Origin of the sequence: Leisingera sp. S232 (assembly GCF_049800895.1) — a bacterium.
Classification (GTDB): Bacteria; Pseudomonadota; Alphaproteobacteria; order Rhodobacterales; family Rhodobacteraceae; genus Leisingera.
On the sequence record NZ_JBNAFX010000009.1, the window covers coordinates 35,995 to 57,748 of the forward strand.

The window sequence follows — 21,754 nt, forward strand, 5'->3', positions numbered from 1 at the left end:
TCAGGTCCTCTTCTAATTCCGGCCTACAAGTCCCGGCCCATCGCCTCACGGGCGAGAATACGGATGATGGGGCGGGCTTCCTCAGCGCTCATCCCAACTTTCAGTCTTGGATCATACAGCATCTGCAGCAGTTTTTCGTCAAAGCTGGTAAGCAGTGCAAATTCGTCGTCGTCGTTAAAGATCGAAGGCCGCGCCCGCGGGCTGTCGTTTCGCAGGCCCAGCCCTTGCGCCACTTCCTCATGCAGGCAGCTTTTGCGCACCAGATCGGGATGTTCGGCTCGGATCAGCGCAACACCGCGGGTGTAGGACAGCGGATCGCCTTGCGGGCCACCTGCCACGACAAGGCAGTAATAGCTGCGCGGCGGTGCTGCCAGCAGTGACAGATCACGAGGACTGATCGCAGGCAGCAGTTCACGCACCCGTTCGGCAACAAAGGCGCTGTCGTCGAGGCTGGCAAAGATCACATGGAAATTGGCGCGCCCGCTGACAGAGCTGATGGTATGGCCGGTTATCCGCGCCAGGCGCGCGGCGTATTCGGCCAGTCGGTCCCGGTCTTGGTTTCGCTGGCTGGGCTGTACAGAGGGGCCGAATTCTGCAGCGATCCGCACCGGACCGGTCCAGCGGCCCAGGCCGCCTGAGAGGTCTGCTCCGCCGTATTCGTCATAAAACGCCAGTGTTTCAAAACTCTTTGCCAGATCGTCTGCATCATAGGGCGTGTCCGGTCCTCCGCCATCGGTGCGCAGCAGGCCACGGGTCAGAAGATCGCGCTCCAAGGTGTTGTAATAATAGGCCAGCTGGGCACTGTCCGCAGAAGGCGTGTAGATAGCTGGCACAGGGGCAGCAGGCCGGGCCTGCGGCACCAGGGATTCTGCCTGGTCAAACGGCAGGCAGGCTGTAAGCGCAGCCAGCCCGGCAAAGGCCGCTGCGCTTTTCCGCATGATCCGGACAGCCTGCATCCTTGCCGCCATTCTCAGGTCGGCACCGCGGTGCCGGCCGTATCGCCAACTCCGTCGCGGCGGGCCTTGGCAGCGGCCAGCGTGTCGCGAAGGTCTGCCTCCATTTTCAACAGGTCTGCTTCTGCAGCTGCGCGTTTGGCCTTGCCCTCATCCGCGATTTTGAGACTGTCCTGAATGGTGCCGATCAAATCTGCATTGGCCTGTTTCACAGCTTCGATATCAAAGACGCCGCGCTCCATCTCCGTGCGGATCATCTCATTTGATTGCCGCAGGTTGGCCGCATTGGAAGTCAACAGCTCATTGGTCAGGTCATTGGCGTCGCGCACCGCTGCGGCGGCCTGAGCCGAACGCTGGATTGTCAGCGCCTGAGCCAGCTGGGTTTCCCACAGCGGCACGGTGTTCACCAGCGTCGAGTTGATCTTGGTGACCAGCGATTTGTCATTTTCCTGCACCAAGCGGATCGACGGCAGCGACTGCATGGTGACCTGGCGGGTCAGCTTCAGATCATGCACCCGGCGCTCCAGATCGTCGCGGGCGGCGCGCAGATCGCGCAGCTCCTGCGCCTTCATCACCTGATCGCCTTCGGGTGCGGCCTGCACCTCGGCTTCCTTGGCCGGGATGGCGGTGCCGTCCAGCTCTGCAAGCTTGGCCTCGCCCGCGGCGATATAGAGCGCCAGCTCATCGTAGAACTGCAGTGTTTTTTCATAGAGAAGGTCAAGAGACTTGATGTCCTTCAGCAGTGTGTGTTCATGCCCCAGAAGGTCATCGGTGACCTTGTCGATCTGCCCTTGAACGGTTTCATAGCGTGCAGAGAATTTCACAAATGGCGTGGCCTTGCCCAAGAGCCGTTCCCAGAAGGTTGGCTTGCGGCGAATATCGAGTTCCGAGACAGAGAAACCGCGGATCGTGGTTACGATATTGCGCAGAGAATCACCTGCAGGGCCCACGTCCTTGTTGCGCACATCAGCAAGCATGGCCTGGCTGATCGTCTGCAGTTCTGACTGCGCGGCAGAGCCGAAATGGATGATTGAATTGGTGTCCGCCATGTCGATCTGGTCCATCCGCTGCCGGATCGCCTCGCCGGTGGGTGCATCGGCCTGTTCTAGCGGCTGCACGTCTGCCACGGGTTCGGGCAGTTCGATTGCGGTGACTTCAGTTACCAGTGCTTCGGCTTCTGCTGCCTTTTGTTGAATGGCTTCAGACATGAACGGCTCCCCTTTATCAGTTGCGGTCCAATTGGACCCCTTCACGCTGCAAACGTTCACGCAGCACGTCAATTTCCACAGTCAGATCGGTGCGGTCTTCCACCAGCAGCTTGCGGGTGCGGGCGACAAAATTCTGTTCCAGATCGTCAAGCAGCGCCAGGTAGTCGGCGCGGGCCTGGGCGTCCTGGCTGCGGGCATAGATGTCGGCGAATTTCACCGTCGCATCGCGGGCGCCCTGCAGATAGACAGTCAGATATTTGCGCGCGGCGGTCAGGTCGCGCGGGTCTTCCTCGACCGTGCGAAACAGCTCACGGGCCACGGACTGAAACTGCTCCACCCGTGCGTCGACACCGCGATCACGGGCGCGCAAGGCGGCATCCTTCATCGCAGAAAGGTTTTGCTCCGCCTCATCTACGGCACGGGCCACACGCGACTGCTGAAACTGGTCAACACCTTCTGTGCCCTTGTCGCGCAACGGGTCGATGCCGAAAGCCGTAAGATGGAGACCTGCGGTTGCGGCGCCATAAATGGTGGCGATCAGGATGCCGGGCTCAGCCTTCCAGGCGGCGAGGGCAGCGCCGCCGCCGACCAGCAGGGCGGCCAGGATCTTGCGGGGCAGGGCGGGTTTGCGCGCGACTTTGCGGACAGCATAGGCGGCTTCGGCCTTCAGGCCTTCGCGCAGTAGCAAGGCGCCGCCGGTCCACAGCGTTGCGCCAATCAGCCCCAGTGCCAGTCCTGCAGCGCCATCGTTCAGCGACAGTAACGTCAGAATGGCGGGCGGCAGGAACATCAGATTGGCGCGCATGCCAACCGGGTCCATCTGAGCATTTCGGAAAGAAGGCTGCGGGCCTGCATCCTGCGGCTCGCTCTTGCCGTCCGGGCTATATTTGCCGCCGTAGCGTTGTGCCATCAGGTCAGCCCCCCACGATCCAGCCGGTGCTGAGGCCCAGCATCAGGATCATCAGGGCTGCATAGGCAAGTTTCTGCACGCGAAAGACCCCCCAAATACCGCCTGCGAAGATTAACTGATTGGAAATCTAGGGGATAGCGGGCGGTGTTGCTAGGGGGAAGTCTGCGGGAAATGGCTCAGCGCCGGGGTTTCTTGCCGATCGGGCCTTTGCCGCCGCCGCGCGGGGCGGGGTGGTCGCCGCGCGGTGCGGCGGGTCTGCTGCTCGGTTTTCCCGGTTTCCCGGGTCTCGCCGGAGCCTTGCCAGCCGGCTTGCTGCCGGGCTTGCCTGCAGGCCTGCCGGCAGGTTTGCCGCCACGGGCGCGGGTTGGGCGGGCCGCCGGTTTTTCTTCTTCCGGCTCCAGCCCCAGCTGGTCGCGCACCACGCGCGAGCGCAGTTCTTCCACATCGCCCGGCTTCAGATCTCCCAGCTGGAATGGGCCGTAGGACACCCGCAGCAGACGGTTCACATTATAGCCGATATCCTCCATCGCGCGGCGAATCTCGCGGTTCTTGCCCTCGCGCAGGCCCACCGTCAGCCAGGCATTGGCCCCCTGCTGGCGGTCCAAAGCCACGGTCATTGGTTGGAACCGCTCCCCCTCAATCACCAGCCCTTTGCGCAACGGGGCAAAATCCTCGTCTTTGGGACGGCCGTTGATCCGCACCCGGTAGCGGCGCAGCCAACCGGTCGAGGGCAGCTCCAGCTTGCGCTTGATGCCGCCGTCATTGGTCAGCAGCAGCAAGCCTTCGGAATTGATGTCAAGACGGCCGACCGTCATCACCCGCGGCATGTTTTCGGGCAGCTCGTCAAAGATCGTCGTGCGCCCTTTTTCGTCGTTGTTCGAAGTAACCAGGCCGATGGGCTTGTAATACAGCCACATCCGCGGCGCCTCGGCTTCGGGCAGGGGTTTGCCATCGACGCTGATCCGATCCGTCGCAGTCACATTCAGCGCCGGGCTGTCGATCTTGTCGCCGTTCACCGATACGCGACCTTCGGCGATCATGCGCTCGGCCTCACGGCGCGAGGCAACGCCTGCGCGCGACAGAACCTTGGCGATGCGGTCGCCCTCGGGAGAGGTGCCGTCGGCAGGGGCGGCGGCGGCAGCTTTGCGGGGCTGGAGTTTCGGGCCGGGTTTGCCCTTGGGGGATGCGGGTGCTTTGCTCATATGGGTGCCATAGAGCATTCCGCCGCCTTGCGAAAGCGGGCAATCGCGGGCAGGAAGGGGCATGGCATTCAAATCGCATATGGACAAGGCGCTGGAGCAGGCGCGTGCCGCGGCAGACCGGGGCGAGGTTCCTGTGGGGGCTGTTCTGATCGCGCCGGACGGGCAGGTGGCCGCCCTGGCGGGCAACCGCACCCGCGAACTGAATGATCCCACCGCACATGCCGAAATCCTGACCATCCGCGAAGCCTGTGCCGCCCGGGGCAGCGAACGGCTCGCGGGCTTTGACCTTTATGTCACGCTGGAGCCCTGCGCCATGTGCGCCGCCGCCATTGCCGCCGCCCGCATCCGCCGAGTGTATTACGGCGCGGCCGATCCCAAGTCCGGCGGAGTGGCGCATGGGGCCTGCGTGTTCTCCCATCCACAGGCACATCATGAACCGGAGGTTTACGACGGTATCGCCGAGGCAGAAGCCGCAGCGTTGCTGAAAGACTTCTTTGCAGCTAAGCGCTGACAAGCGGTGGCTGTGAGGCTGCGGCTTTGAGGCTTGACGGGCTTTTGCGTCTTGCGGACCCTGGACCTGGCTGGCGATAAAACCTGAGGAGACAGGCATGTATTTCATTTTGCTCACATTCGCAGCGGAGAAGCACCGTTTGGCCGAATTTCTGGAGGGCCACAAAGCCTGGCTGGCGCAAGGCTTTGAGGACGGGGTGTTTCTTGCCGCCGGTTCCATAACCGATGGTGAGGGCGGGGCGATTCTGGCTGTGGGAGAAACAGAGGAGGCTCTGTTTGCCCGTGTCGCGCAGGACCCCTTTGTGTCCGGCGGCGTGGTGGAGCCGGAAATCATCGGCGTGGCGCCGACCATGATGGACCCAAGGCTTGATTTCCTGCGGAGCGTAGAATGAGCAACATCATTACCGCCGCCGATGGCCGTTCCCGGTGCGCCTGGAGCGCCTCTGCGCCGGATTTCCTGCGTTATCATGACGAGGAATGGGGCTATCCGGTGGGCGACGACATCCGCCTGTTCGAGAAGGTCTGTCTGGAAAGCTTTCAGTCCGGCCTGAGCTGGCGGACGATTCTGGACAAACGCGACAATTTCCGCGCCGCCTTTGCCGGGTTTGATTTCAACGACATGGCCAGTTTTGGCGCAGCGGATGTGGACCGGCTGTTGCAGGACAAAGGCATCATCCGCCACCGCGGCAAGATCGAGGCGGTGATCAACAATGCTGCCCGCGCGCAGGAACTGGTGGCAGAGGCGGGATCTTTAGCGGCGTTTTTCTGGAGCTTTGAGCCGAAACCGGAGGATTTGCCCGAGCCGCAGACCGCCTCCACCAGCCCGGACTCCGTGGCGCTCTCCAAGGCGCTCAAAAAACGTGGCTGGAAGTTTGTCGGCCCCACCACGGCCTTTGCCTTCATGCAGGCGATGGGGCTGATCAATGACCATGCCCTGGGCTGCATCTGCCGGAACAAGGCTGCAGCGGCTCGACTGGCCTTTACCGTGCCGCAGATGAAACCGGCGGCCTGAGAGCCGCCCGCGCCGGGCCGTCAGGCCCGGCGCCACCCCCAACGGGAGCGGATCTGCCAGGCAGATCCGGCGACGGGCGGGAGAGCCTCGTCTGGCGCCGTTTCAGATCTCGATCGCCTTCATTACTTCCGGCTCGGTCACCTGCACCCCCGGCAGCCCTTCGATCAGCTCCTTGGCATCCTGTTCCAGGATCGGGAAGCTCTTGTAGTGGCAGGGAATGACCGTCTTGAAATCGAAGTACCGCTTGGCCGCATAGGCCGCCTGTTTCATATCCATGGTGAAATGGCCGCCCGCCGACAGGATGCCCACATCGGGCTTGTAGTAATCGCCCATCCACTCCATGTCGGCCATGATCGCAGTGTCGCCGGACAGATAGACCGTCTTGCCCTCGGCCATCAGCATGTACCCGACCTCTGACCCTCCGGTGCGCAGGCCGTCCTGGGTGTTGAACGTGGAGCTGTGCGAGGCCGGCACCATTGCCACTTTCATGCCGCCCAGATCCACCGTGCCGCCTTTGTTGAAGCCAACAGTCTGCACCCCTTCAGTTTCGCCCCAATGGCCCATCAGGTCGTATTGCCCTACCACCGGCACCTCCAGTCTCTTGGCCAGCGGCAGCACGTCCACCACGTGGTCGAAATGCACATGTGTCAGCAGGATATGGGTGGCGCCGGCAATCGCGGCTTCGTGCTGATCTTCGGGCAGCACCGGGTTGCCGCTCAGCCAGGGGTCCACCAGCAGCGTCAGGTCGCCAGTTTCGATGCGGAATGATCCATGGCCCAGCCAGATGATTTTCATTGGTTTTTCCTCCTGTTAAACATTGTTTCGACCTCTGGAAGCCAAGAGCCCCGGGTGCACTCCCCAGCCCAGGCTGCCAGCTGTTCAAGTCGAACTCGGCCTGCGTCAGCTCTGCGTCTCGCAAGATGGCGTAAGTATTGCCCAAAAACGCAGGAAAGTACCCCGTCATTGTGGCGAACAGTGTAGCGGCCGACAAAGCTGTAACTGTCGTGACAGACGCGGTCCTCAGCGGCATTGAAATCGGTGGTGATGTCTGCATCTGGCCTGACGCAGGTCTGGTAGGGAAAATCATCTGCGCCGGAGCCACCCGTCAGCACATCCCGGCCACGCCCGCCGACCAGCACTATGTCCGGGTCGTCCCCCCCCGGGCACGCAGGACATCATGCCGACTGCCGCCAAAGACCTTGAATCGGTTTGCCCCTGCTCAAGTGCTGGTCGAAGTTTTTTTCGCAGGGTGTTGCGGGGTGTTTGGAAAGCGCAAGAAAAATGGACCGCACCATCGCCTGTGGAAGCTTCGCAGGCTTGCGGCGCAGGCGGCACAGCGGTAAATGCCTAGCCAACACCAGATGAGGGTTCCCATGTCGATTGACCAAAGCACCGCCGCCAAAGTGGCCAAACTGGCCCGGATCAAGGTCGAGGATGACGCTCTGCCGGCGCTGGCAGATGAGTTCAACAATATCCTTGGCTTCATCGAACAGCTGAACGAGGTGGATGTGACCGGCGTCGAGCCGATGACCTCCGTGACGCCGCAGCGTCTTAAGCGCCGGGTTGATGAAGTCACCGACGGCAGCCAGCAGCCCAAGGTTCTGGCCAATGCGCCGGATGCTCGCGAAGGCTTCTTCGCAGTGCCTAAAGTCGTGGAGTAAGAGACATGAGCGATCTGAACAAACTGGGCCTGGCTGAGGCCCGCGACGCGCTGCGCAAAGGCGACACCACTTCTGTTGAGCTGACCGAGGCCTGCCTCAAGGCAATCGATGCGGCTGATGCGCTCAACGCCTTTGTCCACAAGACGCCCGAAATCGCCCTGGAGCGTGCCAAGGCTGCAGACGAACGCATCAAGGCGGGCGATGCGCCTTCCATGTGCGGCCTGCCGATCGGCATCAAGGATCTGTTCTGCACCAAGGGGGTCGCTTCCCAGGCAGCATCCAGCATTCTCGAAGGCTTCAAACCCGAATATGAATCCACTGTCAGCCAGAAACTGGCCGATGCCGGTTCGGTCATGCTGGGCAAGCTGAATATGGATGAGTTTGCCATGGGCTCCTCCAACGAAACCTCTGCCTATGGTAATGCCGTCAGCCCCTGGCGCCGCGGCAATGACGACGCCCAGCTGACACCCGGCGGCTCTTCTGGCGGTTCCGCATCCGCTGTTGCTGCCGACCTCTGCCTGGCCGCAACAGGCACGGACACCGGCGGCTCGATCCGCCAGCCTGCCGCCTTCACCGGCACAGTTGGCATCAAGCCCACTTACGGCCGTTGCTCGCGCTGGGGCATCGTGGCCTTTGCGTCCTCGCTGGACCAGGCCGGCCCGATGACCAAATCGGTACGCGATGCTGCCATCATGCTCGAGGTCATGTGCGGCCATGATCCCAAGGATTCGACAAGCGCCGAACTGGCGGTGCCGGATTTCGAGGCGATGCTGACCGGCGACATCAAAGGCAAGAAAATCGGTATTCCGAAAGAGTACCGCATGGATGGCATGCCGGGTGAGATCGAGAAGCTCTGGTCTGACGGCGCCGAAATGCTAAAGGCTGCAGGCGCCGAGATCGTCGACATCTCGCTGCCGCACACAAAGTATGCGCTGTCTGCCTATTATGTGATTGCCCCGGCTGAGGCGTCCTCGAATCTGGCGCGCTACGATGGTGTTCGCTATGGCCATCGTGCGCTGCTGGAAGCGGGGGATGGCATCACCGAGATGTACGAAAAAACCCGCGCCGAAGGGTTTGGCTCCGAAGTGCAGCGCCGTGTCATGATCGGCACCTATGTGCTGTCCGCGGGTTTCTATGACGCCTATTACAACCGCGCCCGCCGCGTGCGCACCCTGATCAAGAAGGACTTCGAAGATGTCTTTGCAGCTGGCGTCGACGCGATCCTGACCCCGGCCACCCCATCTGCGGCTTTTGGCCTGGGCGAGATGACTGAGGCGGATCCGGTGCAGATGTATCTGAACGATGTCTTCACCGTCACCGTGAACCTGGCGGGACTGCCGGGAGTTGCGGTGCCCGCGGGCTTGGACTCCCAGGGTCTGCCGCTGGGGCTGCAGCTGATTGGCAAACCCTGGGAAGAGGGTGATCTGCTGAACACGGCCTATGCAATGGAGAATGCCGCAGGCTTTGTAGCCAAGCCGCAACAATGGTGGTAAGCATCTGCTCAAGTAATTGAGCAGAGCTGACAGGTACCCCATGCGCGCATTCGCATCCTACGCCGCCGCAGGCAGCCTTCTGGTTATGGCTGCCTGTTCCCCTCAGATCCCCGACAGCGCCGCAGGCGTTGGCATCGACGGCGATCCGTTTGCGCCACCGCCAGCCGCAGGGACCACCATCAACGGTGATCCGCTGGTGCCGCCTGCGCGGGTGTCCACCGAAACGGTGCCTTCCCAAACAGGGGGTGCACCGCGCAGCAGCTCCATCATCACTGCAGCCGGCGCCTTCAGCGCCGCCGCAGCGTCTTCCAGTGACGCGGATATTGCCCGTGAGACAGAGGCGGCGCTGGCCGCGTCCCGCACTGCTTTGGCTTCCGCGGCGCTGGATGCGAGCCCCTCCAACCCGGCGCCGCAGTTGATCGGCAACGCAGGAATTTCGGACGAAAACGACTTTCAGGCGGTGTCGTCACGCCAGTCCATCGAAAGCGATGCCGCGCGGCTGCAGCAGCAGCGGTCGCAGTACCAGCAGGTGCAGCCAACTGCGGTACCGCAAAATGCTGGCGATACGGGACCGAACATAGTGAAATACGCACTCAGCACCTCCAATCCCAAAGGGGTGCGCCTCTACACCCGTGCGGGCATCAACCTGCGGGCACGCAGCCAGCGCAACTGCGCCGAATTCGCGTCGCCAGATCAGGCGCAGATCGCCTTCCTCGAAAGCGGCGGCCCTCAGCGTGACCGCAAGGTGCTCGATCCGGATGGCGACGGCTTTGCCTGCGGCTGGGATCCGGCGCCCTACCGGCTGGCCGTCCAGAACTGATGCTGCCGGATCAGCCAGACACAATCTGGCACCCCAGCCCAAACTTCGGGCCGCGCAGAGACGGCCTGATGCCGTCTCTTATCGTTTTGCACTACACCGCCATGGAAAGCGCTCAGGCGGCACTGGAGCGGCTCTGCGATCCTGCGGCAGAGGTTTCAGCCCATTACCTGATCGGCGCAGAGGGTACCGTCTGGCAGATGGTGGCCGAAGACAGCCGCGCCTGGCACGCCGGAGCAGGCGAATGGAAAGGGCAGGCGGATATCAATTCCCGTTCCATCGGCATTGAGCTCGACAACCGGGGGTGCCACCCCTTTGGTGCTGCTCAAATGGCGGCACTTGAGGTGCTGATGCGCGGCATCATGCAGCGCTGGAACATCCCGGCTGCGGGGGTCATTGGCCATTCCTGCATGGCCCCAGGCCGCAAATCGGATCCTGGCCCGCACTTTGACTGGGGGCGGCTGGCCCGCCAGAATCTTGCGCTTGGAACCGGGCACGGCTCTGTCCCGCAGGATGTCTCTGCTGATGGTTTCCGCAAAGCTGCGTCATCCGCGGGGTTCACAGCGCCCGTGGATGACGCAACACTGCTGTCTGCTGTTCGGCTGCGGTTCCGCCCCTGGGCGTCCGGGCCACTGGAGCCTGCGGACTTTTCGCCGTTGGGCTGACAGGTGAATTTGCTTCTTTCTGGTCCGAAGTACCCCGGGGGAATTGGCCATAGGCCAAGAGGGGCAGCGCCCCTGTTGCCTGCACTATCCGCTTGACGCCGGGCGCCGTTGTTCCTAGGCCTCGCTTCGCACAGAAGGCTGGACGGCCGTCGGCGCGGGGTCAGATCCGCGCGGGAGGAAAGTCCGGACTCCATGAAGCAGCGGTGCCGGGTAACGCCCGGGCGGGGAAACCCGACGGAAAGCGCCACAGAAAACAGACCGCCGGCCTCCGGGCTGGTAAGGGTGAAACGGTGGGGTAAGAGCCCACCGCGCCCCTGGCAACAGGGGTGGCACGGCAAGCCCCACCGGGAGCAATGCCAAATAGGGTCCCCGCGCGGGCAGGTTCCGGTTCTCCGGAAAACCGCCGCTAGGTTCGCTTCAGCCGAGAGGGACCGGGTTGGCAGCTTGAGCGGCGCAGCAATGCGTCGCCTAGATGAATGGCCGTCGATCCCTGTCTTACGGGGCAGGGGGGACAGGATCCGGCTTACAGGCCTTCTGTGCATAAATCCTTCGGGGAACGGGGCGAATCCGGTTGACTTGGGGGCTGAGGCGGGTAAAAGCCGGGCTTCAGATAGGAATTTACCGAGAGGCCCCTGCCTTTTCGGACGCAGGAGAAGCACCATGGCGAAGCCGACCACCATCAAGATCCGCCTGAACTCGAGCGCGGGCACCGGCCACTTCTATGTGACCAAGAAAAATGCACGCACCATGACCGAGAAAATGGTCGTCCGCAAATACGACCCGGTTGTGCGCAAGCACGTCGAGTACAAAGAAGGCAAAATCAAGTAAGCTTTCCTTGCTGATTGATTATCGGAGACGGGTCGTGCATTGCACGGCCCGTTTCTTTTTTGAGACCACAGCCCCGGCGTGCCGGGATCAATTTTCGGAAAATGCTTCGCGGATTGCCGGCCGTGCTGGCGCCTTCTTGCCCCATTTCGAGCCTAACCTGACAGCTGTGGGTAAACAGACAGGCGGGTGAACTACTGTGAAGGTTTTTTTGTTGTCAGTTGTGCTGGCCTTGGCCGCGGCGCCAGTCTCGGGCTTTTATGAAGCCAAAGTGGCGGTTCCGCTGCTGTCGGCTGTCAGTGCTGAGCCCTTGCCAGCCGGGACCGAAGCGTCCGTTCAGAAGACGTCAGGGCGTCAGGATGTTTCTGACATGCATGTGCGTTTTGGCGGGCGCAATCTGCTGCTGAATCTGGTCAGATCAGGTCGGTCCGGGATGGCGGTTCTAAGTGTTGCAGAGACCAGCGCGGTACCGGTCCTGCCTGAAATCGCAGAGACAGAGCTGCATGGACTAATGCGCAGGACCACCGGTTGCCGAGTTGAAGGCAGCATCCGGAAGCTGGCAGGGCGGCAGGGAATTTTGGCTATCTCCGCCGCTCTGGACTGTGCCGGGGTCTGATCCTAGGCGCGCCACTCCGCCACAGTCAGCACAGGCGCCATTCCCATGCTTTGCATCAGCGCCGCAGAGGCGCTGTTGAACGGCGCATAGGTTGCCGCGATCACCGTGGCGCCTGCGGTTAGCGCACGCGCCTTCATTGCTTTTACCAGCGCCTTGCCAACGCCCATCCGGCGCCATGCTTCGGTGACTGAGATGTGGTGCAGCATGGCGCGGGTTTCCGCTGCTCGCACAGGCAGAGCGGGCCGGTCCTGCAGTTCGTAGATCAGATAGCCCAGCAGTGCGCCCTGCGGGCTTTCGGCGGCCAGTGCAGAAACGTTGTCCTGCTGCAGCCAATCCTGCAGCCAGACACTGAGTGCGCGACTTTCAGGAACAGCAGCATGGCGGCGGGGCTGATGCTCAGCGTGCAGTGCATGCAGGTCTTGCAGCAGGGGCAGCAGACGGTTTGCTTCGGCGGCCGAAACCTCAATGATTTTCATGGGGGTTTCCCTTATTATTGTTGTCGAAATAAAAAAGGGCGGATCGCTCGGATCCGCCCCTGGCTGTTTTGGATTGTGTCCTGCGATTATTCGCGGTTTCCAAGCAGCTGGAGCAGCATCATGAACATGTTGATGAAGTCCAGATAGAGGCTGAGGGCGCCCATGATCGCGGACTTAGCCAGCCACTCCTGGTCGCCTGCGTGGGCCATCTGCAGGTAGTCGTTCTTGATCCGCTGGGTGTCATAGGCGGTCAGGCCGGCAAAGATCAGCACGCCAATCACCGAGATTGCAAATGCCATGGCGGAAGACGCCAGGAAGATGTTGACGATCGATGCTACGATCAGGCCGATCAGACCCATGATCAGGAAGGAGCCCATGCCGCTGAGGTCCTTCTTGGTAGTGTAGCCCACCAGCGACAGGCCTGCAAAGGCGATGGACGTGATCAGGAACACCTGTACGATGCTGTCACCGGTGAAAACCAGGAAGATCGAGCTGATCGACAGTCCCATCACGGTAGCGAAGACATAGAACAGCAGCTGCACGCCGGCCGCTGACATGCGGTTTGCAGCGGCGCCGATGCCGAAAATGAAGGCCAGCGGCGCAAACATGATGACCCACTTCAGCGGCGAGGCATAAAGCGCATAGCCGACGCTGGTCAGGTATTTGTCGGCGCTCAGCTGGGCCACGGCATTGGCCGGGTCCGCAGTAACGGCCAGCCCGGCAATCGCCCAGGCGGCCAGGAAGGTGATGAACGTGCCTGCCGACATGGTGGCATAGACTTTGTTCATATGGGCGCGCAGGCCCGCATCAATCTGCTGGGCGCTGGCGCCTGCAGCAGAGCGGATGGTATCGAATTGTGCCATATTGAATGGTCTCCGTAATCTACTCCCTCGCTGCCGACACACGAATGGGACCGCAGGCGGCAGCTTTCCCGTCAAATATCGGGTGAAGCGGAGTTCGGTTCAAGTATTTCAGTCAAAGAAATACATGAAAAACATCCAAACGGGCTGCTTTGCAGCAGCCCGTGCCGAAGGCGGGTGATTTTGAAGGGCCGTTTTCTCAATAGCGCCAGTAATCCGGTGCCTTCCAGAACCCGCCGCGGGCCTCTGCCTCGGCCTCGGCGCGTGTTACGCCGATGTCCTCCAGGGCGCGGGCATCCAGCCTGGCCAGCTGGCGGCGCTGGCGCCAAGCCGCCATGCGCTGCCGCAAGCGGTTGGACAGGGGAAGCTGCGGTTTTGTGCTGAGACAAGAGGTAGTGCAGGTTGAGGTCACGAGGGTCATGGGCTTGGTCCTTCAGTTGGATTTGTGATGCATCCCTTCTGGGTGATCAATTGTGTTGATGAGTATGAAGTCTTGTGGCATATTTTTGAAACGAATGTTTTTGATCCAATGAATCAGGTTTTGTGATGGTAAGAAATCTCGATATCACCACGCTCCGCTCCTTTGTGGCGGTCGCGGAATATGGCGGCGTCACCCGCGCCGCCGGTTTCCTGCATCTGACCCAGTCAGCGGTCTCGATGCAGATGAAGCGGTTGGAGGAATTGTTGGGGCTGGAGCTGCTGGACCGCTCCGGACGCACCATCGCGCTGACTTCCGGGGGCGAGCAGATGCTGGGCTATGCGCGCAAGATGGTGGCGCTGAATGACGAAATGATCAGCCGGCTCACCGATCAGGCCTTTGAGGGAGAGGTGCTGCTGGGTGTGCCACATGATGTGGTGCATCCGGTTATTCCGCAGGTGCTGAAGCGCTTCAGTCTCAGCTATCCGCGGATGAACGTTAATCTCTGCACGTCCAACACCCGCGATCTTAAGACTGAGTTCGCGCGCGGCGCTTTTGATCTGATCCTGACCACCGAAACGGGGGCAGGTGAAGGCGCCGAGACGATCCACAGCATGCCGCTGCGTTGGGCCGGCGCGCCGGATGGATCGGTCTGGCGGCAGCGTCCTTTGCGGCTTGGCTTCTGCCGCAACTGCAGTTTCCGCCCGGTTGCGACGGCGGCACTGGATGAGGCGGGCATCGAATGGGAGATGGCGCTGGACAGCGATTCTGACCGCACGGTCGAGGCAACAATCAGCGCTGACCTTGCCGTCGGCGTGCTGATGGAGGGCACCCAGCCGCCCTATCAGGAGCTGATCGGTCCGGGCTGCGGCCTGCCGGAACTTCCGATGCAGCACATCAACCTCTATGGCGCGGAACGCGTGCACGCGCCCTACGTCGAGGAACTGGCAGAGTTCATCCGGCAGGGCTTTCAGGGGCTCTGGGCCGCGCCCTTGCGCGTTGCCGGATGAACTGGAGGCAAGCTAAGGCTCCCGCGCCCGCAGGCCGCCCTGGCTGCGCCAGAGCGACCTTGGCGGCCTTGGGCCAGGCTCAGCGCCGTTGGCGCTGAGCCTGGCCCAACTGTTGCGGTGCATTTCGCAGAAATGTGCTGTCAGCGGGCGGGAGACGCGCTGCCATCAGGGCGCCAGTGCAACCTGTCAGCTGTTGCCCATGGTAATCACCACCTTGCCGGTGGATTTGCGGCTGCGCAGAAGCTCCAGCCCTTCGGCAGCCTGCGACAGCGGCAGCGTATGGCTGATATGTGGCTTAATGCGGCCCTCGCCGTGCCAGGCAAACAGCGTTTCAAACGACTGGCGCACGGCTTCGGGACGGGCCTTCATGTAGCCGCCCAGGTAGAAGCCGATCACGGTCAGGTTTTTCACCAGCAGGTGGTTGGCCGGGATCTGTGGCACTTCGCCTCCGGCGAAGCCCACCGGCAGCAGCCGGGCGCCTGGATTGGCCGAGCGGAACGCTGCTTTCCACACGTCACCGCCAATGGCGTCATAGACTACATCCGCCCCGCCTAGCGCCTTGACTGCAACGCGCAGGTCCTCATCGGCGTCGATCAGATGATCTGCACCGGCGGCCGCTGCCACCTCCAGCTTGTCCCGGCCGCGGGCCTGCGCGATCACCGTGGCCCCCATCAGCTTGCCAATTTCCACAGCGGTCAGGCCGACGCCGCCCGCTGCACCAGTCACCAGCAGCGTTTCGCCCTGTTGCAGCCGCGCGCAATGGTCCAGTGCCATATGGCTTGTGCCATAGGCGATCTGCAGGGCAGCGGCGTGTTCAAAACGCATCGCATCGGGGATGCGGATCAGTCGGGCGGCATCAAACACACCTGCTTCTGCCAGCCCGCCGGAACCGCCAAACACGGCCACACGGTCGCCGGTTTCGAAGCCTTGGGTGCCTTCCCCAAGCGCGGTCACCACCCCTGCAGCTTCCAGTCCCAGAGTGAACGGCGGTTCGGGAGTGTCCTGATACGTCCCTTTCATCATGAGAAGGTCGGCAAAGTTCAGGCCGCAGGCCCGCAGGGAAACTGCGGCTTGGCCAGGGTCGGGGGCTGGGCATCGCGTTTCCGTCAGGGACGCCGGGCTGCCAATTTCAGAGACTTGGTAGGCCTGCATGTCTTCTCCTCACCTTTCGCGGGAAATCTGATGATTCGTCGGGCTACTCTGCTGGGGTGTACCGGTGGCTTGCACCTCGCTATTTCTGGGGAGGTACCCACTCTGCAGATAATTGGCAATAAAACATTTGAAAAAATGCTGCGTGAAATCATGCGTTTGAGGCAATAGTCTCCCTTTGGGGCGACGGCGGTATTGCAATCAACCGCAAGGGTTGTACAATTTTGTGCAGAGGTCAAAGACTGATCGCGCTGATGGGGAAATGCGTTTCCGGCAGATTTTTCAAGGCGCCGGAATGCTGAAATTGGTACTGTGGTTCGGGATTTGATCAAAATGACAGTTAGGAGAAACGCATGGCTCATCCCGTAGACGTGCATGTGGGAAAGCGCATACGCCACCGTCGGTGGCTGATTGGCATGACGCAGCAGCAGCTCGCCGAGCAAGTCGGCATCAAGTTCCAGCAGATTCAGAAATATGAAACCGGTGCGAACCGGGTCAGCGCATCCCGGCTTTGGGATATTTCTGATGCGCTGGAGGTCCCGGTGAGCTTCTTCTTCGAGGGCTTGCAGGAAGAGAGCAAGGCCCCGGCGGACAAGGCTTCCGTCCCGGAGGATCTGATGGGCGACAAGGAAGCATTGGATTTGGTGCGCTCCTATTATTCGATCCCGGAAAACCAGCGCCGCCGCCTGTTTGAATTGGCGCGGGTGCTGAGCGACGTCGCCTGAAGACAGGGACAGGGATCAGACTTTGAAACGGGTCTGACAGAAATTTGCAGCGTCGATCCCGGAAACGGCTGGGTTTGCGCTTGCAATGAAAACGTCTGGGTGGCACCCGTTTGCTATGACACAGGCAACACTCACGGACTTCGACGTAGCGAACAGGATGGCAGACGCGGCCCGCGCTGCCATCCTTCCGCATTTCAGAACCTCTTCATTGAACGCCGAAAACAAGCTTGAAGGCGGGTTTGATCCGGTTACAGTGGCCGATCGCGCCGCCGAGCAGGCGATGCGTGCGGTGCTGGCAGATTTCCGTCCCGAAGATGGCATTCTGGGCGAGGAGTTCGGACGCGTTGCGGGCCGCTCCGGCCGCACCTGGGTGCTGGACCCGATTGATGGCACCCGTGGTTTCATCAGTGGCACGCCGACCTGGGGCGTGCTGATTGCGCTGGCGGATGAAAACGGCCCGTTTCTGGGGGTGATCGACCAGCCCTACACCGGCGAACGTTTCTGTGGCAGCGCGGAAATCGCCGCAATGACTGGCCCGCTGGGGGAAATGGCGCTGAAAACCAGAAGTACCGCAGCGCTGGCTGAAGCGACCCTGTTCACCACTTTCCCCGAAGTTGGAACCCCCAAGGAACGCGCCGGTTTTGAGCGCGTTGCCGCACAGGCCAAGCTGACACGTTATGGCATGGATTGCTACGCTTATGCGCTGGTCGCAGCTGGGCAGGCGGACCTGGTGATCGAAGCAGGCCTCAATGCCTATGACATCCAGGCGCCGATTGCTGTGATCCAGGCTGCGGGTGGTATTGTGACTGATTGGGACGGCAATCCGGCCCACAATGGCGGCCGTGCCCTGGCTGCGGCCAATGCGGACATCCATGCCGCCGCGCTGGAGCTTCTGCGCCAGAGCTGAGCGCCTTGAAACCGGGCGCAGCGGCCTCTATTTTGACCGCAGGCCGGCTCTTCGCCCGTTTTCCGTCGGCCAACCACACATTCCTAGAAGCGGGCGGCCAATAGGAGTGTGTGAAGATGTCAGAATTCCTGATTAAAAATGCCGACACCATCCTGACGATGGATGACGCGCGCCAAGTGCTGCATGGCGCCGATGTACTGATCCGCGGCGGTCAAATTGCCGCCATAGGGCAGGGGCTGCAAACCAGCGGAGAGGTGGTATCCGGCCAGGGCTGTGTGGTGACGCCGGGGCTGGTCAACACCCACCACCATCTCTACCAGAACCTGACCCGTGCGGTGCCTGGCGCTCAGGACGCGCTGCTGTTCGGCTGGCTGCAGCGGCTCTACCCTGTCTGGGCCCGCTTCACCCCGCAGGAGATGTTCGTCTCTGCCCAGCTGGGGCTGGCTGAACTGGCGCTGTCGGGCTGCACCCTCAGTTCGGACCATCTGTATCTCTATCCTAACGGCGCCCGGCTGGAGGATACCATCCACGCTGCCCGTGAGGTCGGCTTGCGGTTTCACCCGACCCGTGGCGCCATGAGCATTGGCGAAAGCGCAGGCGGCCTGCCGCCGGACAGTCTGGTAGAGGAAGAACACGCCATTCTGGACGACATGATCCGGGTGGTGGACGCCTTTCATGACGCGTCCGAAGGCTCCATGTGCCGGGTTGGACTGGCGCCATGCTCTCCCTTCTCGGTCAGTCGCGGGCTGATGCGCGATGCTGCGCTGCTGGCCCGGGACAAGGGCGTGATGCTGCACACACATTTGGCTGAGAACGAAGAAGACATCGCCTATTCCTTGGCCAATTTTGGCTGCCGGCCGGGGCAATACGCGGAGGAACTGGGGTGGACCGGCGATGATGTCTGGCACGCTCACTGCGTGAAACTCGATCTGCAAGAGATTGATCTGTTTGCCAGAACCCGCACCGGGGTTGCGCATTGTCCCTGTTCCAACTGCCGACTTGGCAGCGGTATTGCACCTGTGCGTGCGATGCGCGATGCGGGCGTGCCGGTAGGGCTGGGCGTTGACGGTTCCGCCAGCAACGACATGGCCAGCCTCAGCGCCGAGGCACGGCAGGCCATGCTGTTGCAGCGGGTTGCCAACGGGGCCGACGCAATGAGCGCCTATGAGGCGCTGGAAATCGCCACCTGCGGCGGCGCCGATGTGTTGGGCCGCCCCGATTGCGGCCGGCTGGCGCCGGGAAAACGCGCCGATATTGCCATATGGGACACTCGGGGCGTGGCCTCCAGCGGCAGCTGGGACACTGCTGCACTGCTGCTGGCCGGGCCAACCCAGGTCAAGCACCTGTTTGTCGAGGGCAGGCAGATCATCCGCAGCGGCGAGCTGACCACAATAGACCTGCCACGCCTGATCGAACGCCATGGCCAGCTGGCGCAGCAGCTGATGCAGTGAAGGCCCGGTTCTTCTTCTGGCTCTAAGTATCCCCGCCGGAGGCAGGGGCGCGTCTGCGCCCCTTCTAAACCCGCCTGCCGCCGATCCATACCTCGGCAATGGCCCGGTCATCCCCCATCATGATCGTCGGAAAAACGGCTTCCCAAATGTCTTCGGCCCGCGCAGCCCGTTGGGCGATGGCCGGGGTGGAGGCCAGATCCAGAACGACCAAGTCAGCTTCCATGCCTGCGGCGGCATTGCCGATTTTATCCTCCATCCGCAGCGCGGTCGCGGATCCTTGTGTCGCCAACCACAGCAGCTGCGCCGCATGCAGAGGGGTGCCGCGCAGCTGACCGATCTCATAGGCTGCAGCCAGGGTGCGCAGCATTGAAAAACTGGATCCTCCCCCTGTGTCGGTAGCAAGCCCGATCCGCTGCCCCTCAGCCATCAGCCCGGCCATGTCGAACAAGCCGGAGCCGATAAAAGTGTTTGATGTCGGGCAATGGATCAGTGCCGCGCCATAGTCGCGCAGCCGGTGTCGCTCGCGGTCTTCCAGGTGGATGGCGTGGCCATACAGCCCTTTGGCACCGAGCAGGCCAAACTCCTCGTAGGTGTCCAGATAGTCGCGCGCCTGCGGAAACAGCGACTTCACCCACGCGATTTCATCCGTCTGTTCGCTCAGATGCGTCTGCATCAGGCATTCCGGGTGCTTGGCCCAGAGCGCGCCCATCGCCTCCAGCTGTTCCGGTGTCGAGGTTGGTGAAAACCGCGGCGATATCGCATATTCCAGCCGGTCCGTGCCGTGCCAGCGGGCAATCAGCGCTTCAGAATCGTCATAGGCCGACTGTGCGGTGTCCCGCAGCCCATCCGGCGCATTGCGATCCATGCAGGTCTTGCCACCCGCCACCCGCTGCCCGCGCGCTTGCGCCGCTGCAAACAACGCGTCCACGCTTTCGGGGTGGATGGTGCAAAAACTGCAGACTGTGGTGGTGCCATGCGCCGTCGTCAGATCCAGATAACGTGCGGCGATCTCATCGGCGTAGGCACGGTCTGCGAACCGCATTTCCTCCGGAAAACTATAGCTGTTCAGCCAGTCGATCAGCCGTTTGCCCCAGCTGGCGATAACGGCTGTCTGCGGGTAATGGACATGGGCATCGACAAAGCCGGCCATGATCAGCTTGCCGCTGTGATCCACGGTCTCCGCCTCTGGCAGCAGAGCCCGCATGTCGGCAAATGTGCCGGTCCCTGCGATCCGCCCATCCCGCACCGCCACCGCGCCCCGCAGCCGGGCGGCGTCCTCGGGGCGCTCTTCGGTGAAAGGGGAGGTGGTGAAAGCAAGAACGTGCCCCTTCAGGATGTAACCGGTGTCCATGCGCTGAACCCTTTCCTTGCAAAATGGCCTCACGCAAGATACCCGCCGAAGAGGCGCGGGTAAATTGCGGCACCGGCATTGTTTTCCGGGGACGGCGTCTTCTACTTTGTACGCAAAAGTGAAGAAAACGGGGGGCATCAGATGAGCAGCGGTGACAATATCTCCAGTGATCAGCCTCTGGAAGATGCCTATGACCTTGACCGCAAGATGGTCGCGCAGGTTCTGGAGGCCGTCGAGCAGGGGGATCAGCCATCCTTGACGGCGCTGCTGGAAGACCTGCACGCCGCGGATATTGCCGACCTTCTGGAACAGATCAGTTCCGAGGACCGTGTCAGACTGATCCGCCTCTACGACCGAGAATTCGATGGTGAAATTCTGTCGGAACTGGATGAGAGCATCCGCGAGGAGGTTATTGAGACGCTCAATCCTCTGGTGCTGGCTGATGCGGTCCGGGAGCTGGAAAGCGACGATGTTGTCGACCTTCTGGAAGACCTGGAAGTGCCGCAGCAAGAAGCCATTCTGGACGCGCTGGAGGATGCCGACCGGGTCGCGGTCGAGCATTCTCTGAGATACCCGGAAAACTCGGCCGGCCGCTTGATGCAGCGCGAGGTCGTAATGGCGCCAGAGCATTGGAACGTTGGGCAAGCCATTGATTTCATGCGCAACTCATACGAACTTCCGGATCAATTCTATCACGTTGTTCTGGTTGATCCGCGTCTGCATCCGGTGGGCAATGTCACCCTGGGCCGGATCATGGGCGCCAAGCGGGATGTGCCGCTGACCGATCTGGTCGAAGACAGCTTTCAGGTCATCCCCGCCGATCAGGACGAGGAAGACGTGGCCTATGCCTTCAACCAGTACCACCTGATCTCGGCGCCGGTGGTTGATGAAGAAGGGCGGCTGGCCGGTGTGATCACCATCGACGATGCAATGATCGTGCTGGATGAGGAACACGAGGAAGACATCCTGCGCCTGGCCGGTGTGGGCGAGGAAAGCTCTCTGGCTGACCGGGTGATCGACACCACCAAACGCCGTTTCCCCTGGCTGGCGGTGAATCTGATCACAGCGGTGCTGGCCTCGCTGGTGATTGCGCAATTCGAGGCGGCAATTTCCCAAATTGTGGCGCTGGCGGTTCTTATGCCGATTGTTGCCTCGATGGGGGGCAATGCGGGCACTCAGTCGCTGACCGTTGCCGTGCGTGCCATTGCCACCCGCGACCTGACCGGCTCCAACGTCTGGCGAGTGATCCGCCGCGAGGTGCTGGTGGGGCTGGTGAACGGGGTTATCTTTGCCATTGTCATGGGGCTGGTGGGCCTTGCATGGTTCGGCTCGCCGATACTGGGGGTGGTGATCGCTGTCGCTATGGTGGTCAATCTGGTCGTGGCGGGGCTGGCAGGGACAGTGATCCCGGTTCTACTTGAAAAAACCGGAATTGACCCGGCGCTGGCTTCGGGTGCTTTCGTGACAACTGTGACCGATGTGGTCGGCTTTTTCGCTTTCCTTGGCCTTGCTGCCGCCCTCATGCTTTAGGAGAC

The 21,754-nt window shown here is 61.8% G+C and carries 24 protein-coding genes and 1 other RNA gene; 15 read left to right on the plus strand and 10 right to left on the minus strand.

All coding sequences use genetic code 11. The features are described 5' to 3' along the window. Nucleotides 1-23 precede the first annotated feature (23 nt). From ACP151_RS08355 to ACP151_RS08370, 4 genes are all read right to left on the minus strand, one after another. Nucleotides 24-938: a DUF2927 domain-containing protein gene (locus ACP151_RS08355; RefSeq protein WP_424978432.1), complete on the minus strand. Its 915-nt coding sequence runs from the start codon at nucleotides 936-938 to the stop codon at nucleotides 24-26. A 32-nt stretch (nucleotides 939-970) separates the two neighbouring features. Further along, nucleotides 971-2,161, minus strand: coding sequence for a toxic anion resistance protein (locus ACP151_RS08360; protein ID WP_424978433.1), 1,191 nt, complete (start codon nucleotides 2,159-2,161; stop codon nucleotides 971-973). 16 nt (nucleotides 2,162-2,177) lie between these two features. After that, the gene (locus ACP151_RS08365; protein ID WP_424978434.1) at nucleotides 2,178-3,071 is read right to left on the minus strand and encodes a 5-bromo-4-chloroindolyl phosphate hydrolysis family protein; all 894 of its coding nucleotides are present in this window, start codon (nucleotides 3,069-3,071) and stop codon (nucleotides 2,178-2,180) included. Between the two features lie 176 nt (nucleotides 3,072-3,247). Next, entirely contained in the window at nucleotides 3,248-4,273 is a 1,026-nt protein-coding gene (locus ACP151_RS08370) for a pseudouridine synthase (protein ID WP_424978435.1), read from the minus strand. Between the two features lie 61 nt (nucleotides 4,274-4,334). On the opposite strand from ACP151_RS08370, the gene ACP151_RS08375 reads away from it, so the two are divergent. From ACP151_RS08375 to ACP151_RS08385, 3 genes are all read left to right on the plus strand, one after another. Beyond that, the gene (locus tag ACP151_RS08375) at nucleotides 4,335-4,784 is read left to right on the plus strand and encodes a nucleoside deaminase (protein ID WP_424978436.1); all 450 of its coding nucleotides are present in this window, start codon (nucleotides 4,335-4,337) and stop codon (nucleotides 4,782-4,784) included. Nucleotides 4,785-4,881: 97 nt separating this feature from the next. Then, a complete protein-coding gene (locus tag ACP151_RS08380; protein ID WP_424978437.1) occupies nucleotides 4,882-5,175 on the plus strand; it encodes a YciI family protein in 294 nt (97 codons plus the stop codon). After that, entirely contained in the window at nucleotides 5,172-5,795 is a 624-nt protein-coding gene (locus tag ACP151_RS08385; RefSeq protein ID WP_424978438.1) for a DNA-3-methyladenine glycosylase I, read from the plus strand. Before ACP151_RS08380 ends, ACP151_RS08385 begins: the two co-directional genes overlap by 4 nt. 102 nt (nucleotides 5,796-5,897) lie before the next feature. Here ACP151_RS08385 and ACP151_RS08390 read toward each other — a convergent pair whose 3' ends face one another. Further along, nucleotides 5,898-6,590, minus strand: a complete 693-nt coding sequence (locus ACP151_RS08390; RefSeq protein ID WP_424978439.1) for a metal-dependent hydrolase — start codon at nucleotides 6,588-6,590, stop codon at nucleotides 5,898-5,900. Between the two features lie 578 nt (nucleotides 6,591-7,168). On the opposite strand from ACP151_RS08390, the gene gatC reads away from it, so the two are divergent. The 7 genes from gatC (at nucleotide 7,169) to ACP151_RS08425 (ending at nucleotide 11,872) form a co-directional block, all read left to right on the plus strand. Continuing rightward, nucleotides 7,169-7,456 (plus strand): Asp-tRNA(Asn)/Glu-tRNA(Gln) amidotransferase subunit GatC, encoded by a 288-nt coding sequence (gene gatC, locus ACP151_RS08395; RefSeq protein WP_039133603.1) that lies wholly within the window; start codon nucleotides 7,169-7,171, stop codon nucleotides 7,454-7,456. Between the two features lie 5 nt (nucleotides 7,457-7,461). Next, nucleotides 7,462-8,949: an Asp-tRNA(Asn)/Glu-tRNA(Gln) amidotransferase subunit GatA gene (gene gatA, locus ACP151_RS08400; RefSeq protein ID WP_424978440.1), complete on the plus strand. Its 1,488-nt coding sequence runs from the start codon at nucleotides 7,462-7,464 to the stop codon at nucleotides 8,947-8,949. A gap of 40 nt (nucleotides 8,950-8,989) precedes the next feature. Next, nucleotides 8,990-9,769 carry a hypothetical protein gene (locus ACP151_RS08405; RefSeq protein WP_424978441.1) on the plus strand — a complete coding sequence of 260 codons (780 nt, stop codon included), beginning with the start codon at nucleotides 8,990-8,992 and terminating at the stop codon, nucleotides 9,767-9,769. Then, nucleotides 9,769-10,431: an N-acetylmuramoyl-L-alanine amidase gene (locus ACP151_RS08410; RefSeq protein WP_424978442.1), complete on the plus strand. Its 663-nt coding sequence runs from the start codon at nucleotides 9,769-9,771 to the stop codon at nucleotides 10,429-10,431. Before ACP151_RS08405 ends, ACP151_RS08410 begins: the two co-directional genes overlap by 1 nt. Before the next feature lie 130 nt (nucleotides 10,432-10,561). Beyond that, nucleotides 10,562-10,973: RNase P RNA component class A (gene rnpB / locus ACP151_RS08415), an RNA gene on the plus strand. A gap of 118 nt (nucleotides 10,974-11,091) precedes the next feature. Next, nucleotides 11,092-11,259: a 50S ribosomal protein L33 gene (gene rpmG, locus ACP151_RS08420; RefSeq protein WP_008554190.1), complete on the plus strand. Its 168-nt coding sequence runs from the start codon at nucleotides 11,092-11,094 to the stop codon at nucleotides 11,257-11,259. Nucleotides 11,260-11,455: 196 nt separating this feature from the next. Continuing rightward, nucleotides 11,456-11,872, plus strand: a complete 417-nt coding sequence (locus ACP151_RS08425; protein WP_424978443.1) for a hypothetical protein — start codon at nucleotides 11,456-11,458, stop codon at nucleotides 11,870-11,872. A 2-nt stretch (nucleotides 11,873-11,874) separates the two neighbouring features. Here the strand turns inward: ACP151_RS08425 and ACP151_RS08430 are convergent, their stop codons facing one another. The 3 genes from ACP151_RS08430 to ACP151_RS08440 all read right to left on the minus strand — a co-directional run bounded on the left by ACP151_RS08430 (nucleotide 11,875) and on the right by ACP151_RS08440 (nucleotide 13,629). Further along, nucleotides 11,875-12,348, minus strand: coding sequence for an N-acetyltransferase family protein (locus tag ACP151_RS08430; protein WP_424978444.1), 474 nt, complete (start codon nucleotides 12,346-12,348; stop codon nucleotides 11,875-11,877). An 86-nt stretch (nucleotides 12,349-12,434) separates the two neighbouring features. Then, nucleotides 12,435-13,211 carry a Bax inhibitor-1/YccA family protein gene (locus tag ACP151_RS08435; RefSeq protein WP_424978445.1) on the minus strand — a complete coding sequence of 259 codons (777 nt, stop codon included), beginning with the start codon at nucleotides 13,209-13,211 and terminating at the stop codon, nucleotides 12,435-12,437. A 196-nt stretch (nucleotides 13,212-13,407) separates the two neighbouring features. Then, on the minus strand, nucleotides 13,408-13,629 hold the full coding sequence (locus ACP151_RS08440; protein ID WP_424978446.1) for a DUF1127 domain-containing protein: 222 nt from the start codon (nucleotides 13,627-13,629) through the stop codon (nucleotides 13,408-13,410). 125 nt (nucleotides 13,630-13,754) lie between these two features. On the opposite strand from ACP151_RS08440, the gene ACP151_RS08445 reads away from it, so the two are divergent. Next, nucleotides 13,755-14,636 carry a LysR family transcriptional regulator gene (locus ACP151_RS08445; RefSeq protein ID WP_424978447.1) on the plus strand — a complete coding sequence of 294 codons (882 nt, stop codon included), beginning with the start codon at nucleotides 13,755-13,757 and terminating at the stop codon, nucleotides 14,634-14,636. Between the two features lie 186 nt (nucleotides 14,637-14,822). On the opposite strand, the gene ACP151_RS08450 is transcribed toward ACP151_RS08445, so the two are convergent. After that, nucleotides 14,823-15,788 carry an NADPH:quinone oxidoreductase family protein gene (locus tag ACP151_RS08450; protein WP_424978448.1) on the minus strand — a complete coding sequence of 322 codons (966 nt, stop codon included), beginning with the start codon at nucleotides 15,786-15,788 and terminating at the stop codon, nucleotides 14,823-14,825. A gap of 350 nt (nucleotides 15,789-16,138) precedes the next feature. On the opposite strand from ACP151_RS08450, the gene ACP151_RS08455 reads away from it, so the two are divergent. From ACP151_RS08455 to ACP151_RS08465, 3 genes are all read left to right on the plus strand, one after another. Next, the gene (locus ACP151_RS08455) at nucleotides 16,139-16,510 is read left to right on the plus strand and encodes a helix-turn-helix domain-containing protein (RefSeq protein ID WP_424978449.1); all 372 of its coding nucleotides are present in this window, start codon (nucleotides 16,139-16,141) and stop codon (nucleotides 16,508-16,510) included. A 115-nt stretch (nucleotides 16,511-16,625) separates the two neighbouring features. Further along, entirely contained in the window at nucleotides 16,626-17,417 is a 792-nt protein-coding gene (gene hisN, locus ACP151_RS08460; protein ID WP_424978450.1) for a histidinol-phosphatase, read from the plus strand. 116 nt (nucleotides 17,418-17,533) lie between these two features. Next, nucleotides 17,534-18,868: an 8-oxoguanine deaminase gene (locus ACP151_RS08465; RefSeq protein WP_424978451.1), complete on the plus strand. Its 1,335-nt coding sequence runs from the start codon at nucleotides 17,534-17,536 to the stop codon at nucleotides 18,866-18,868. Nucleotides 18,869-18,932: 64 nt separating this feature from the next. On the opposite strand, the gene guaD is transcribed toward ACP151_RS08465, so the two are convergent. Continuing rightward, nucleotides 18,933-20,219, minus strand: coding sequence for a guanine deaminase (gene guaD / locus ACP151_RS08470; protein ID WP_424978452.1), 1,287 nt, complete (start codon nucleotides 20,217-20,219; stop codon nucleotides 18,933-18,935). A gap of 141 nt (nucleotides 20,220-20,360) precedes the next feature. Between guaD and mgtE the strand changes: the two genes are divergently transcribed. Then, a complete protein-coding gene (gene mgtE / locus ACP151_RS08475) occupies nucleotides 20,361-21,749 on the plus strand; it encodes a magnesium transporter (protein ID WP_424978453.1) in 1,389 nt (462 codons plus the stop codon). Nucleotides 21,750-21,754 lie beyond the last annotated feature (5 nt).

Excerpts from the sequence above, each read along its gene's own strand:
- ACP151_RS08355 (WP_424978432.1), bottom strand. The coding sequence starts at position 938 with ATGCGGAAAAGCGCAGCGGCCTTTGCCGGGCTGGCTGCGCTTACAGCC.
- ACP151_RS08360 (WP_424978433.1), bottom strand. The coding sequence starts at position 2,161 with ATGTCTGAAGCCATTCAACAAAAGGCAGCAGAAGCCGAAGCACTGGTA.
- ACP151_RS08365 (WP_424978434.1), bottom strand. The coding sequence starts at position 3,071 with ATGGCACAACGCTACGGCGGCAAATATAGCCCGGACGGCAAGAGCGAG.
- ACP151_RS08370 (WP_424978435.1), bottom strand. The coding sequence starts at position 4,273 with ATGAGCAAAGCACCCGCATCCCCCAAGGGCAAACCCGGCCCGAAACTC.
- ACP151_RS08375 (WP_424978436.1), top strand. The coding sequence starts at position 4,335 with ATGGCATTCAAATCGCATATGGACAAGGCGCTGGAGCAGGCGCGTGCC.
- ACP151_RS08380 (WP_424978437.1), top strand. The coding sequence starts at position 4,882 with ATGTATTTCATTTTGCTCACATTCGCAGCGGAGAAGCACCGTTTGGCC.
- ACP151_RS08385 (WP_424978438.1), top strand. The coding sequence starts at position 5,172 with ATGAGCAACATCATTACCGCCGCCGATGGCCGTTCCCGGTGCGCCTGG.
- ACP151_RS08390 (WP_424978439.1), bottom strand. The coding sequence starts at position 6,590 with ATGAAAATCATCTGGCTGGGCCATGGATCATTCCGCATCGAAACTGGC.
- gatC (WP_039133603.1), top strand. The coding sequence starts at position 7,169 with ATGTCGATTGACCAAAGCACCGCCGCCAAAGTGGCCAAACTGGCCCGG.
- gatA (WP_424978440.1), top strand. The coding sequence starts at position 7,462 with ATGAGCGATCTGAACAAACTGGGCCTGGCTGAGGCCCGCGACGCGCTG.
- ACP151_RS08405 (WP_424978441.1), top strand. The coding sequence starts at position 8,990 with ATGCGCGCATTCGCATCCTACGCCGCCGCAGGCAGCCTTCTGGTTATG.
- ACP151_RS08410 (WP_424978442.1), top strand. The coding sequence starts at position 9,769 with ATGCTGCCGGATCAGCCAGACACAATCTGGCACCCCAGCCCAAACTTC.
- rpmG (WP_008554190.1), top strand. The coding sequence starts at position 11,092 with ATGGCGAAGCCGACCACCATCAAGATCCGCCTGAACTCGAGCGCGGGC.
- ACP151_RS08430 (WP_424978444.1), bottom strand. The coding sequence starts at position 12,348 with ATGAAAATCATTGAGGTTTCGGCCGCCGAAGCAAACCGTCTGCTGCCC.
- ACP151_RS08435 (WP_424978445.1), bottom strand. The coding sequence starts at position 13,211 with ATGGCACAATTCGATACCATCCGCTCTGCTGCAGGCGCCAGCGCCCAG.
- ACP151_RS08440 (WP_424978446.1), bottom strand. The coding sequence starts at position 13,629 with ATGACCCTCGTGACCTCAACCTGCACTACCTCTTGTCTCAGCACAAAA.
- ACP151_RS08445 (WP_424978447.1), top strand. The coding sequence starts at position 13,755 with ATGGTAAGAAATCTCGATATCACCACGCTCCGCTCCTTTGTGGCGGTC.
- ACP151_RS08450 (WP_424978448.1), bottom strand. The coding sequence starts at position 15,788 with ATGCAGGCCTACCAAGTCTCTGAAATTGGCAGCCCGGCGTCCCTGACG.
- ACP151_RS08455 (WP_424978449.1), top strand. The coding sequence starts at position 16,139 with ATGGCTCATCCCGTAGACGTGCATGTGGGAAAGCGCATACGCCACCGT.
- hisN (WP_424978450.1), top strand. The coding sequence starts at position 16,626 with ATGACACAGGCAACACTCACGGACTTCGACGTAGCGAACAGGATGGCA.
- ACP151_RS08465 (WP_424978451.1), top strand. The coding sequence starts at position 17,534 with ATGTCAGAATTCCTGATTAAAAATGCCGACACCATCCTGACGATGGAT.
- guaD (WP_424978452.1), bottom strand. The coding sequence starts at position 20,219 with ATGGACACCGGTTACATCCTGAAGGGGCACGTTCTTGCTTTCACCACC.
- mgtE (WP_424978453.1), top strand. The coding sequence starts at position 20,361 with ATGAGCAGCGGTGACAATATCTCCAGTGATCAGCCTCTGGAAGATGCC.